This is a genomic window from Sphingomonas sp. Ant H11 (genome assembly GCF_000797515.1).
Taxonomy (GTDB): domain Bacteria; phylum Pseudomonadota; class Alphaproteobacteria; order Sphingomonadales; family Sphingomonadaceae; genus Sphingomonas.
In genome coordinates this window covers 1-13,182 of sequence record NZ_JSBN01000086.1, presented here as the reverse complement: position 1 = coordinate 13,182, position 13,182 = coordinate 1, and the positions used below count along the sequence as shown (strand labels likewise).

Here is a 13,182-nt window from a genome sequence, read left to right as displayed (position 1 = left end):
GGTGATCGCGGTCGTCAGAACAATGTCGATATAGGTCGACACGTCCCACAGCACGACCAGCGCCATGTCGAACGGCCCGGCGATCGCCAGCAACTCCGCACCGGCGATGAGGATGACGGCCGTCAGCATCAAAAAGATGAGGTGTCGACGCTCGATCCTGCCAAACACATCGCGTGTGATCGCCACCGTGCGATCCAACCACCGTGCGACCGCCGTTTCGGGGAAAAACTGCATCACGATGATCGTGTACACCAGCAATCCGGTTAGCATCATCCTATTCCTTGGCTGACAGGCGAGCAATCTCTGTGGGTTTCGGCGCGCACCATAATGGGTCGCGTCGACAATCGGCAATGGCGGAGGGAGGCAAGATTTTCGTGTGCGCGCAACGCTTCCCGATAATTCCCCTACAATAACCGGGTGGGCGTCCTCGCAACTTTTGCGCAGACGATCTCTCTAGTTCTAAAGCATGATTTCAGGAGATCCTACGTGTATTGGTTTAAAGCCTCAGCGCCCGTCCGGTTGAAACTCCTTGTAGCCTTCGGGTTTTTCGTTGCTTTATTGGCCGTAACCACCTGCGCAATGTGGGTGAATCCCAAGGGCGCGTTACTGGTCGGCGTGATTGCCACCACGGTCGGCCTCGGGATGGCGCACTTTTTCCGCGAGGCGATCGCCGGCCCCTATGTCGCGACGGTCGTGCGGATGGAGGGGCTCGCCTCCGGCGATCTCCAGTCGCCGATCGAATTCACCGAATTCACCGATTGCGTCGGACGCATGACCAAGGCGATGTTCGCGTTTCGCGATAACGCCCAGAAGCAGGTCGTCATGAACGAAGAACTGGAGCGGAATTCGGAACTCAATGCGACGGTCACCAGGACGATGGTCGACAAGCTGGGGCGGCTTTCTAATGGCGACCTCACCGCAGATATTACGGAAAATTTCCCGGCGGCTTATGGGCCGATGAAGAATAGTTACAACGAGGCGCTTGGAAATTTGCGGACCTTGCTTGCTTCGGTCAAATCCAGCGCCAGCAACATTCAGGGCGGCTCGAACGAAATCGCCCAGGCAGCAAATGACATCGCGCGCCGCACCGAAAGCACGGCGGCAAGCCTGGAGCAGACCACCGCCGCGATCCAGCAGGTCGATACGCGGCTCAAGGCGACCGCCCTTGCCGCGTCGCAATCGGTCGAAACCTCGGAGCAAGCCAATGCGGCGGTGCTCGAAGGGCGCGGGCGCACCGATGCCGCTGTGCAGGCGATGACGCGCGTGCTCGACAGCGCCAAGGGCATTGATGACGTGATTGGCGGGCTCGACAAGATCGCGTTCCAGACACGCGTTCTCGCCATGAACGCGGCGGTCGAGGCCGGGCGCGCGGGCGATGCCGGTCGCGGCTTTGCGGTGGTGGCCGATCTGGTCTCTGCGCTGGCGATGCGCGCCGAGGAAGAGGCCAAGCGCGCGCGCGACCAACTGGGCGTCACGCGGGTCGACATCGGCGCTGCGGTCGATGCGGTACAGCAGGTGGACGAGGCATTCGGCGTCATCCTCACCTCGGGGGACCGTGTCACCGTTCTGGCCAAGCAGATCGCCAAGGATAATGAAGCACAGGCCGGCGCGATCACCGAAGTAAGCCTGGCCGTCCACGCGATCGACCGGTCGACGCAGGAAAATGCCGCGATGGTCGAGGAAACCTCGGCTGCCGCCCGCAATCTGACCGGCGAAGTGGGGCAGTTGTCCGCCCAGGCCGATCGCTTCCAGGTTGAGCAGGGCCGACGGATGCCCCCGCCGACGGCGCTGTTGGAAACGAGGGTCGGCGGTCATTGCTGAGCGCACGCATGCACGTACCCACGCGGGCCGGGCGGTGCGACCCTCCGGCCTGCAGGCGGCGGTAATTGGCGGAGGGTGACGGATCGCCCGCGCTTGCTTATATCGACCAGCCCGGCTTAAGCGCCGGGGCTCCTATAAGCCAAGAAAGATCCCATCCCGATGTCCGCCCTGTTCCGCATCTCGCTGCCCGACGGTTCCGTCCGTGAGGTAGCCCCGGGGACTACCCCCGCAGATGTGGCCGCAGCGATCGGGCCGGGCCTGGCGAAAGCGGCGATCGCCGCGCGCGTCGATGGCGAATTGCGCGACATCATGCGCCCGTTTGAGGGCGACAGCGCGCTGGCGCTGGTGACCGCGAAGGACGAGGCCGATGCGCTCGAACTCGCCCGCCACGATTTTGCGCATGTGCTGGCCGAAGCGGTGCAGAACCTGTTTCCGGGGACGCAGATCACCTTCGGTCCCTCGACCGACGACGGCTTTTATTACGACTTCGCGCCGAAGGATCGTCCGTTCACCGACGAGGATCTGCCCGCGATCGAAGCCGAGATGCGCCGCATCATCGGCAAGGACGAGCCGCTGATCCGCGAAGTGTGGAGCCGTGCCGATCTGATCGCGCGCTGGACCGCGCAGGGCGAGAGCTTCAAGGCCGAATGGGCCGCCGAACTGCCCGAGGGCGAGGAACTGACGGTCTACAAGGCCGGCAAGGGTGACGACGCGTGGCTCGACATGTGCCGCGGGCCGCATCTGGCCTCGACCGGCAAGCTTGATCCGCAGGCGTTCAAGCTGACGCGTGTGTCGGGCGCTTATTGGCGCGGCGACCAGAAGAACGCGATGCTCAGCCGCATTTACGGCACCGGCTGGCTGAACAAGAAGCAGCTCGATGCGCATCTGACGATGCTGGAGGAAGCCGCCAAGCGCGACCATCGCAAGATCGGCCAGGAAATGGACCTGTTCCATCTCCAGTCCGAAGCGCAAGGCAGCGTGTTCTGGCACCCCAAGGGCTATATGCTGTGGCGTCAGTTGGAGGCCTATATGCGCCGCCGGCTCGACGCAGCGGGCTATGTCGAGGTGAAGACCCCGCAATTGATGGACGCGCGCCAGTGGGAGCAGTCCGGCCATTGGGGCAAATATCGCGAGAACATGTTCGTCGTGCCCGACGAAATCCCGAATACCGAGGATGACGCGGCGATCTTCAGCGGCACAGCCGATCTGATGGCGCTGAAGCCGATGAACTGCCCGGCGCACGTGTTGATTTTCCGCCAGGGCATCAAGAGCTACCGCGACCTGCCGATGCGCATGGCCGAATTCGGCTGCTGCCACCGCAACGAGCCGCATGGCGCGCTGCACGGCATCATGCGCGTGCGCCAATTCACGCAGGACGACGCGCATATCTTCGTGCGCGAGGATCAATTGGTCGCCGAGGTACAGCAATTCTGCGAACTGCTCGACAGTGTGTACCAGCATCTCGGCTTCTCGGACTACGCGGTGAAACTCGCGCTGCGCCCCGAAAAGCGCTTCGGCTCGGACGAGATGTGGGACAAGGCCGAGGACGAATTGCGCCAGGCGGTGCTCGGCTCCAACCTCAGCGAGACGATCAAGGCCAATTTCGAGGAACTGCCGGGCGAGGGGGCGTTCTATGCGCCCAAGCTCGAATTCCACCTGACCGATGCGATCGGGCGGACGTGGCAAGTCGGCACGATCCAGTCGGACCGCGTGCTGCCCGAACGACTCGACGCCAGCTATGTCGGCGCGGATGGCGAGCGCCACCGCCCGGTGATGCTGCACCGCGCGATTCTGGGCACGTTCGAGCGCTTCATCGGCATCCTGATCGAGCACCATGCCGGGCGCTTCCCGCTGTGGCTGGCACCGGTGCAAGCGGTGGTCGCGACGATCGTGTCCGATGCGGATGGCTATGCCACCGAAGTGGCCGCGAAACTGGCGGCGGCGGGGATCCGGGTCGAGACCGATCTGCGCAACGAGAAGATCAACTATAAGGTGCGCGAGCACTCGCTGGCGAAGGTCCCGAACCTGCTCGTCGTCGGCAAGCGCGAGGCCGAAGAGGGCAAGGTCGCCTTGCGGCAATTGGGCAGCGACCGGCAGCAATTCCTGACGCTGGACGAGGCGATCGCGATGCTGACCGAGGCGGCCAAGCCCCGGACCTGTAAAATGACGACCACCCCGGCGAAGGCCGGGGCCCAGTTGCGAAGGTTTTTGCAAGGGAGCGGAGCGCTTTCAGCATGAGCCTGTCCGGCTGGGCCCCGGCCTTCGCCGGGGTGGTATGAGGATCGAACGAGTCCACCTTTCGTTTTGCCCGAAAATCCCCTATATCAGTCCATCAACAACGACAGGAGCTACACCTATCCGTCCTCCCATGACCCGGCAGGCGCCGCCAATGAACGGCCCTCGCTTCAACGAATTCATTGTGTCGTCCAAGGTCCGCGTGATCGATCAGGACGGCGAAAATCTTGGCGTGATGTACACGCGCGAGGCGATGGAGCAGGCGCGCGAGGTCGGTTTGGACCTGGTCGAGGTGTCGCCCAACGCTGATCCGCCCGTCGCCAAGTTCCTCGATGTCGGCAAGTTCAAGTACGAGGCGCAGAAGAAAGCGAACCTCGCACGCAAGTCGCAAAAGACGCAGGAGATCAAAGAGATCAAGATGCGTCCCAACATCGATGACCATGATTACGACACCAAGATGAAGAAGGTGCTCGAGTTCATCGACGAAGGCGACAAGGTCAAGATCACGCTGCGCTTCCGCGGTCGTGAATTGAGCCACGGCCAGCTCGGCATGATCCTGCTGCAGCGCGTCCAGGCCGACGTGGCGGAAACCGCCAAGGTCGAAGCCTATCCGCGCATGGAAGGCCGCCAGATGCTGATGGTGCTCGCGCCGAAATAATAGGTCGGGCGGGCACCCTGCCCGCCCCGCGTCAGTCTGCGGGTGCTTCCCACAGCTCGATTGGGCGTCCCTCCGGATCGTGGACTCGGGCAAAGCGTCCGGTCGCCGGGTCGTCCCATTCGGGCTTGGTCAGAACGTCGATTCCCGCGCTGGTCAGATTGGCGATCAAGCGTCCAGATCCGCCACACGCAGGTTGAGCATGAACTGTCGGTCTGCCGGAAAATAATCGGAATCGGCGGCGAATGGCGCGAATATAACGGGCCCGCCCTGTGCCAGCCAGGACCACGGGTCCGCCGTCGCTCCCTCGACCGAAACGCAACCCGCACCGACTCCGAGATGATCGCGATACCAGGCGGACAGCGCATCGGGATCCTTACTGCGCAAGAATAGGCCGCCAATGCCGAGTACGGGCATGCAATCCTCCTTGTGATGTCCTTTGCCCCGAGCTTCGCCGACGGCAGCGGGGCGACGGGCACGATATCACGGAATACGCCTCGCGAAAGCAGGAATGCAGCCAGCCGATCCCCTATAAAAGGCATGTTTCGCGCAGCATATCCGCTCACCGGGAACGCCGCTGCATTCGGCAAATCGACTTTCGAAATCAATGTTGTCGCGCTTCCGCGCCCTCTTCGGCTCCCGTCTATAATGCACTCAGGGTACCGAGGATTATGAGATGCGTTTGAATATCGGCCGTCGACTTCACCTTCTTACATTGGCGGCGCTCTGTGCGATGACGCTTGGTCTTGGCGTTGCATTGCTGCGGTTGGGCGGTGTCATGCTGCACGACGAGGCGATGCAAACCCGCGCAACCCTGGAAACCGCATATGGCGTGGTCGAGCAGTATCAGGCGCAGGAGGCCGATGGTCGCCTAACCCGTGAACAGGCGCAGGCCGGTGCGCTCTCCACCCTTCGCAGGATGCGCTACAGCGGCAAAGAGTATTTCTGGGTCAACGATCTGTTACCCCGGATGATCATGCATCCGGTCAAGCCGGAACTGGAGGGCAAGGACCTTCGCCAGACCACCGACCCGGATGGGCGTTTTCCGTTCGTGGAGTTCGTCAAGGCGGCCGAGCGCAATCCGGACGGGGACTTTGTCGCCTATCGCTGGCCCAAGCCAGGCTCCGAGGCACCGCAACCCAAAATTTCGTTCGTGAAGAAGTTCGCGTCGTGGGGCTGGGTGATCGGCACCGGTGCCTATCAGACCGACGCCTGGGCGGCGATTTGGGGCGAAGCGTCCTTGCTGGTTGGTCTCGCACTGCTCGGGATTCTGGCGATGGCGGGCCTTGGATGGTTGCTCGCTCGCTCGATCACGCAACCGCTGAATGCGCTGACCGCGCGCATGGGGGCACTTCAGGCGGGGGACACCGCGTCGGACATTCCCGGCCTCGCCCGGTCCGACGAATTGGGCGACATGGCACGTGCACTCGGCACCTTCCGCGACGTGGCGGTGGCCAAGGCTGCCGCCGACCACGCCAAGGCGGCGGAGGATATCGCGCAGCATGCTGTGGTCGATACGCTTTCGCGCCACTTGAAGGCGATGTCGGATGGAGATCTGACCGCGCAGATTCACGAAGAGTTTCCGAATAATTATCAGGAACTTAAACAAAATTATAACGGTGCGGTTGGCGACTTGCGCGAGCTGATGGCATCGGTCACCGATGCGTGTCACGGCATTCGCACCGGCTCCAACGAGATCGCGTTGGCGGCAGATGACCTGGCCCGGCGCTCCGAGGGCAATGCCGCCAGTCTCGAAAAGGCCTCTGCTTCGCTGTCGCAAATGGAGGGCGTGCTGGTGCAGACGGCGCGATCGGCGGGCCAGACGGTCGATCAGACCGAGCAGGCGGTGTCGAATGTGGTCGCCGGTCGCAACACCGCCGAACATGCCGTGTCGGCGATGAGCCGCGTGCTCGATGGCGCGAAAGGGATCGACAGTGTCATCGAAGGCCTCGACAAGATCGCCTTCCAGACGCGCGTTCTGGCGATGAATGCCGCAGTCGAGGCGGGGCGCGCCGGGGACGCCGGACGCGGGTTTGCCGTCGTCGCCGACCTTGTCTCGGCGCTGGCAATGCGGTCCGAAGAGGAGGCGAAACGCGCGCGCGGGCAGTTGACCGCGACCCAGGAGGATATCGGCACCGCCGTTGGTGCGGTGCAGGATGTCGATGGGGCGCTTTCCAATATTTCCGGCAGCGTGGAGCAAGTGTTGTCGCTGGTGTCCCGCATGGCCGCCGAGAACCGCACGCAAGCCACCACCATCAAGGAGATTGTCGGGGCCGTGAACGAGGTCGACCGTGCGACGCAGCAAAATGCCGCGATGGTGGAGCAAACGTCCGCCGCCGCACGCAACCTGGCGAGCGAAGTCGACGGCCTCAATCGCAACGCCAGCCGGTTCAAGACCGGCAATGACGAAGGGCAGCGGGTGATCGCCAAGGTCCGCGACCATCGGGGCTATTCGGGTGGAAATCCCGAGCGGCGGTCGAAGGGGATGCCATCGGGCGGATTTCAGACGCACGCGCCGCTGTGACGGGTGACAGTCGCGACGCGGATCGCAAGACGCGTGGGGCGCAGCGATCCCGTCGTGGCGGGGGCAACCCGCCTTCACGGCCGGGTTTACGCCGCGTCGGTGATCCGCTCTCCTGCCGCGGCACCCAGCAGGCGCCGCTCGATCGTCTTCAATCGGCTCGCTGCTGAGATCTTTTCGCCGGTCAGGTCGGTCAGGTAGAACGTGTCGACCGCGCGTTCGCCATAGGTTGCGACATGCGCCGAATGGATCGTCACCTTCGACTGGAACAGCGCGTGCGCCAGCTGATGCAATAAGGCGGGCCGGTCGCGCGCGTTGATCTCGATCACGGTGAAGCGGTTCGACGCCTTGTTGTCGATCAGCACGTTCGGAGCGATTGCAAACGCCTCGGCACGCGGACGCGATGGCGGCTTTGCCATCAGCCGGTCGATCATCTTGCCGCGATTGGCGAGTGCGTCCTCGATTGCCTGTTTCAGCCGGGAAAGCTGTGCCGTCTCGTCGAACGGGCGACCGAACGGATCCTGCACCAGGAAGTTGTCGAGCGCCATGCCGTCGCGTGTGGTGTGGATGCGCGCATCGATGATATTGCCGCCAGCCACGCTGATCGCGCCGGCGATGCGGTAGAACAGCCCCGGGTGATCGGCGGCGTAGACGGTGACGAGCGTCGCGCCGCGCTCGGGATAGACCTGCGCGCTGATCGAGAGCTGCGCCGAGCCCGCTTCGGCGATCAGCCCGGCATTGCGGGCGATTACGTCCTCGGGCTCGGCCACCCAATAAGGTTCGGGCAAGCGGCGCACGAGATGGTCAAACTGCGCCGCATCCCAGCCCAGCAGCGCCTGCAGCGCCTCCTGCTTGGCGGCGATCCGCTCGCCGCGCCCCTTTTGCTTGTGGCCCAGCCGCAGCACTTCTTCGGCCGATTCGTACAGGTCGGACAGCAATTGCCGCTTCCACCCGTTCCACACACCGGGGCCGACCGCGCGAATGTCGACGACCGTCAGCAGCAGCAACAGCCGCAAACGCTCGGGGCTTTGCACGGCTTCTGCGAAATCGAGGATGGTCTTGAAGTCCGACAGGTCGCGTTTGAACGCGGTCGCCGACATCAGCAGGTGATAGCGCACCAGCCAGGCGACGGTTTCGGTCTCGGCCGGGCTCAGTCCCAGGCGCGGGCAGAGCCGGTGCGCGACCTCGGCACCCAGCACCGAATGGTCGCCGCCGCGCCCCTTGGCGATGTCATGCAGCAACACCGCGACATAGAGCGCGCGGCGCGAGACGATCTGTTTCAGCAACACCGTACACAGCGGATGGTCGGTCTCCAGCTCGCCATGTTCGATCCGGCTGAGCAGGCCAATCGCGCGGATGGTGTGTTCGTCGACGGTGTAGTGATGGTACATGTCGAACTGCATTTGCGCCACGACGCGGCCGAAATCGGGCACGAAGCGACCGAACACCCCCGCCTCGTTCATCCAGCGCAGCACCGTTTCGGGGTCGCGCGGCGAGGTCAGCACGTCGAGGAAGAGCGCGTTGGCGGTCGGGTCCTGGCGGATATCATCGGCAAGTTTCGCGTCGCGTGCGGCGGCGCGCATGGCCAGCGGGTGGATTTCCAGACCGTGTTTGTCGGCCAGCGCGAACAATTCGATCAGCCGCACCGGCTTTTCGGCGAGAAAACCGTCATTGGGGATCGCCAGTCGACCACGAATGACGGTGAAGCCGTTCAGCTTGCGCGGGGATCGCCGCAGCACCGACAAGCCGAACCGCCGTCCGCGCGCGGCGAACTTCTCGTCGAGATGCGCCAGAAACACGCCGGTCAGGTCGCCTGCCGTGCGCGCCTGCAGGAAGTAATATTGCATGAAACGCTCGACCTTGGATTTGCCGGGCCGGTCGGCAAAGCGCATCCGCTCGGCGATCTCGCGCTGCAGGTCGAAGGTCAGCCGATCCTCGGCCCGACCGGAAATGGCGTGCAGGTGGCAGCGCACGGCCCACAGGAAATTCTCGGCACGGTGGAACTGGCGATATTCGGCGCGGCTGAGCAGCCCGGCCTCGACCAGCTCGGCGGGCTCGGTGACATTATAGGCGTATTTGCCGATCCAGAAGAGCGTGTGCAGATCGCGCAGGCCGCCCTTCGCTTCTTTTACGTTGGGTTCGACGACATAGCGCGTGTCGCCCATCTTGTGGTGCCGCACGTCGCGCTCGGCGAGCTTGTCGGCGATGAACTGGCGTGCGGTGTCGGCCTGCACCTCGACCTTGAAGCGGCGCGCGGCCTCGTCATATAGCGCCTGATCGCCCCACACGTAGCGTGCCTCGAGCAAGGCGGTGCGGATCGTCACGTCGCTTTTGGCCTGGCGCACCATCTCGTCGAGCGAGCGGCTGCTATGGCCGACTTTCAGGCCGAGATCCCACAGCGCATAGAGCATTGTCTCGATTACTTGCTCGGCCCAGGGCGGTTGTTTGCCGGGAGTCAGGAAGCCGACATCAACGTCGGAATAGGGGGCCATTTCGCCGCGCCCATAGCCGCCGACCGCGATGATCGTGATACGCTCGGCCGCGGTCGGATTGCTCATCGGATACAGGCGCTGGACGGTGAAATCGTATAGCAAGCGGAGCAACTGGTCGATCAGGAAGGCCTGGCCCGCCGCTGCCTCCAACCCGCGCGAAGGATGCTCGATCAACCGCCGCCCGATCTCGGCACGCCCTGCGTCGAGCGCTTGCTTGAGCAAGGCGGTTGCTGCGTTCCGCAAAGTGTTGCGATCCCCCTCGAGCGCGGCAAGCGCATCGGCGACGGTGCGCCGATCGATGATCGAACGGCGTTGCGGGAGGGTTTCAAAGCGCGGCGGCATGCGTTCCAGATAGGGGGTCGGGCGATCCGCGTCCACGCGCGATGCGCGCGGGGCCTCGCGGTACGCCTTGTCGTGCAACTGCGCGATGATGCACAGTGTCGCGTAGCCGCGGGGTTTGATGGCAATTCACGGGATGCGCCAAACGTCGCTTCCAGTGTGTAAGGGGCCGATGACCAATATGCCGTTCACGCCGCTCGATCGACCAATCTGGCACAGTCTCACCGGCCGCCAAAGTGCGCTGGCGACAGGCGATACCCGCGCTGTGCGCTTCCGTCCTGACGTCAATCTGTTCGGGGAGGCTGCCGACGGATCACCTGAGGCGCTGGCGGCATTGGCGGCGCTCATAACGGAAGGGGGCACGCTTGGCCTGATCGGTGTCGGCCCGGCGGTGCTGCCGTCGGGGACGACGATCGTGTCGGAGCGGCGGCTCGACCAGATGGTGGCGAGGCGGCTCCACCGCGCGGCGCGCGCCGTGGACATCGTGCGCTTGGGCGACGAGGACGCGCCCGAGATGCTGGCGCTCGCAACGCTGACCGCGCCGGGACCGTTCTTCGCGGCGACGCATCTGCAAGGCGGCTATATCGGCGTGCGCCGCGCCGGGCGGCTGGTCGCGATGGCTGGCGAGCGGATGAAGGTGCCGGGTTTCAGCGAGGTCAGCGCGGTGTGCACGCATCCCGATTTTCGCGGGCAGGGTTTCGCCCGCGCGTTGATGGAAGCGGTGATTGCGCCGCTGATCGCGGGTGGGGAGGGCGTGTTTCTGCACAGCTATGCCGACAACCCGGCAGTGGCGCTGTACCGCGCGCTCGGTTTCGAGACGCGGCGGGAGATGACCTATACGGTGATCGCGCGGGCATAGGGCGTTTTCGGCCGCTTGCCGAGAGGGCGCGCGGCCTTCGCGACTGTCGCCGCCACGGTAACGGGCCGGTAAACCAAGTCATGCCAGAAGGCGGCGATGCAGATGCCGCCGACCTGGATGAAACGCCCACAGCCCGGCTGGCGGAGCTGCGCGATGGTCGTCCTGGTGGTATTTGCCGCTTTGACGACAATGGTCGCGCTGCGGATGCCCTATCCGTCCACCTTCGACGAACTCCCGCATGTGTCGGTCGTGCGGGCGCAATATGAACATCCAGCGCCGTTTGCCGATGCCAGCACCTATCGCATGGTCAGCCGCGACGATTTGGCGCGGTGGACGACGGCCAGCAATTACATCAACCACCCGCCGCTATATTACATGATGATCGGGCAGATGCTGCGCGTTACGTCCGATGTGTATGCCTTGCGGCTTGCCAATGTCGTGCTGGCGCTAGTGGCGCTGGCGATCGGTCTCTGGGCGGGTGTACGCTATCTGGGGGCCGGGGGGGCGACCGGACGGTGTTCGTCATACTGATCGCCTGTTTCCCAAAGGCACCGTTGATCGGCGGGATCGTCAACAACGACAATCTGGCGAATATCGCCGCCGTGATCGTCTTTGTCGGCCTGACCGGGGCGGGTGGCGGCGCGTGGCTGCTCGGCATCGGGCTGGCATTGGCCGGGTGGACGAAGCTGACCGCGCTCGTCTCGCTCGGCACGGCAGTGATCATTGCGCGCGGATGGCCGCTGATGCGCGGGCGGCGCGCGTGGCGCTTCGCGGACCTCTGGCCGATCGCGCTGGGGGGGGGCGTTGGAGCGCTGCCATACCTGGCCAATTATGCGCGCACCGGCCATCTGCTTTACGTCAACGAGGCGCTGTATGGCGTTCCGTTGGCCGACCGGCCGCAAATCTACATCCAGGATTATGCGGTGTTCTTCTTTGCCACGCTCGCCGACAAATGGCCGGCTGCGGAATTTCAGCTGCCCGTCGTCTTTTCCGCGATACTGGCGCTGGCACCGGTTGCGCTGGCGGCGCTGGGGAGTCGAGCAGACCGGCGTATCGGTGCGATCGGCTGGCCTTTTCTCGCCGCGTTTGGGGTGACGCTGGTGATCCACTTCTGGTTCGGATGGAGCGCGTTCCAGCGCATCGGCGACCAGTCGATCGCGCAGTCGCGTTATTATGCCGTGCTGTGGCCCGGCATCGCGCTGGCTGCAACGCCCGGCATCCGCGCGTTGGCGCAGTGGTGGCGGCCATTGGCGGTGCTGGCGATGTTGATGATCCTGATACCGACCGTGCCGGGCGGTGCGATCACGGCGTTGCTGCTGCGCTGACCTATCCCTGCCGCGCCAGCGCCTTCAGCCGGTAGAGCGTTTCCAGCGCCTCGCGCGGGGTGAGCGCGTCGACGTCGAGCGCCTCCACCTCGGCGCGGATCGCGTCGGCTTGCTCTTCCTCCACCTCCATCGCGGCGGCGAAGAGCGGCAGATCGTCCAGGCCCGCCGCCAGTCCCCCGGTCTTGGCGCGGCCTGCCTCCAGCTTTGCCAGCACCGCCTTGGCGCGGGCGATGGTGGCAGGCGGCAAGCCCGCCAATCGCGCGACCGCCAATCCATAGCTGCGATCGGCCGGGCCTTCGGACACTTCGTGCAGCAACACCAGCTCGCCCTTCCATTCGCGCGCGCGGACATGGTGGAGGGTGAGCGCGTCGCAGCGTTCGGCGAGCCGCGTCAGTTCGTGATAATGGGTGGCGAACAGGCAGCGGCAGCGATTGTCGTCATGGATCGCCTCGACCACCGCCCAGGCAATGGCGAGCCCGTCATAGGTCGAGGTGCCGCGCCCGACCTCGTCGAGGATGACGAAGCTGCGCGGGGTCGCTTGTGCCAGGATCGCGGCGGTCTCGACCATCTCGACCATGAAGGTCGAACGCCCGCGCGCGAGATTGTCGGAGGCCCCGACCCGGCTGAATAGCCGGTCGACTAGCCCTAGCGTCGCCGATGTCGCGGGAACGTAGCTGCCCGCTTGCGCCAGCACGGCAATGGCGGCGTTCTGGCGCAGGAAGGTCGATTTACCGCCCATATTGGGCCCGGTGACGAGCCACAGCCGCGAATCTTCCGACAGGCGACAGTCATTGGCGACGAAGCGTTCGCCCCGCTTGGCCAGCGCATCCTCGACCACCGGGTGCCGCCCGCCGACAATGTCGAAACAGGCATGGTCGGCAAGCTCGGGCCGCGCCCAGCCGCCTTCCGCCGCGCGCTCGGCATGGCTGGCGGCG

9 protein-coding genes and 2 pseudogenes are annotated in these 13,182 nt (G+C 64.5%); 7 read left to right on the top strand and 4 right to left on the bottom strand.

The window, feature by feature from the left end; all coding sequences use genetic code 11:
* Positions 1-270, bottom strand: a pseudogene (locus NW75_RS15695) (hypothetical protein); the annotation flags it as partial.
* Between the two features lie 309 nt (positions 271-579).
* Between NW75_RS15695 and NW75_RS15690 the strand changes: the two are divergent.
* From NW75_RS15690 to infC, 3 genes are all read left to right on the top strand, one after another.
* The gene (locus tag NW75_RS15690; RefSeq protein WP_033966120.1) at positions 580-1,821 is read left to right on the top strand and encodes a methyl-accepting chemotaxis protein; all 1,242 of its coding nucleotides are present in this window, start codon (positions 580-582) and stop codon (positions 1,819-1,821) included.
* A gap of 159 nt (positions 1,822-1,980) precedes the next feature.
* Positions 1,981-4,059 carry a threonine--tRNA ligase gene (gene thrS, locus NW75_RS15685; RefSeq protein ID WP_231565246.1) on the top strand — a complete coding sequence of 693 codons (2,079 nt, stop codon included), beginning with the start codon at positions 1,981-1,983 and terminating at the stop codon, positions 4,057-4,059.
* 151 nt (positions 4,060-4,210) lie between these two features.
* On the top strand, positions 4,211-4,714 hold the full coding sequence (gene infC, locus NW75_RS15680) for a translation initiation factor IF-3 (RefSeq protein WP_231565245.1): 504 nt from the start codon (positions 4,211-4,213) through the stop codon (positions 4,712-4,714).
* Positions 4,715-4,745: 31 nt separating this feature from the next.
* Here infC and NW75_RS15675 read toward each other — a convergent pair.
* Positions 4,746-5,128: pseudogene (locus tag NW75_RS15675) on the bottom strand (VOC family protein).
* A gap of 259 nt (positions 5,129-5,387) precedes the next feature.
* On the opposite strand from NW75_RS15675, the gene NW75_RS15670 reads away from it, so the two are divergent.
* A complete protein-coding gene (locus NW75_RS15670) occupies positions 5,388-7,235 on the top strand; it encodes a methyl-accepting chemotaxis protein (protein ID WP_033966118.1) in 1,848 nt (615 codons plus the stop codon).
* A gap of 86 nt (positions 7,236-7,321) precedes the next feature.
* On the opposite strand, the gene NW75_RS15665 is transcribed toward NW75_RS15670, so the two are convergent.
* Positions 7,322-10,066: a [protein-PII] uridylyltransferase gene (locus NW75_RS15665; protein WP_033966122.1), complete on the bottom strand. Its 2,745-nt coding sequence runs from the start codon at positions 10,064-10,066 to the stop codon at positions 7,322-7,324.
* Positions 10,067-10,235: 169 nt separating this feature from the next.
* On the opposite strand from NW75_RS15665, the gene NW75_RS15660 reads away from it, so the two are divergent.
* The 3 genes from NW75_RS15660 (at position 10,236) to NW75_RS15650 (ending at position 12,247) form a co-directional block, all read left to right on the top strand.
* Entirely contained in the window at positions 10,236-10,922 is a 687-nt protein-coding gene (locus NW75_RS15660) for a GNAT family N-acetyltransferase (protein WP_033966117.1), read from the top strand.
* Positions 10,923-11,075: 153 nt separating this feature from the next.
* Entirely contained in the window at positions 11,076-11,453 is a 378-nt protein-coding gene (locus NW75_RS15655) for a hypothetical protein (protein ID WP_197057849.1), read from the top strand.
* Positions 11,438-12,247, top strand: coding sequence for a hypothetical protein (locus tag NW75_RS15650; protein ID WP_156143051.1), 810 nt, complete (start codon positions 11,438-11,440; stop codon positions 12,245-12,247). The genes NW75_RS15655 and NW75_RS15650 overlap by 16 nt, the downstream gene beginning before the upstream one ends.
* Before the next feature lies 1 nt (position 12,248).
* On the opposite strand, the gene NW75_RS15645 is transcribed toward NW75_RS15650, so the two are convergent.
* A partial coding sequence (locus NW75_RS15645; protein WP_033966114.1) for a MutS-related protein occupies positions 12,249-13,182 on the bottom strand: 934 nt, incomplete at its 5' end.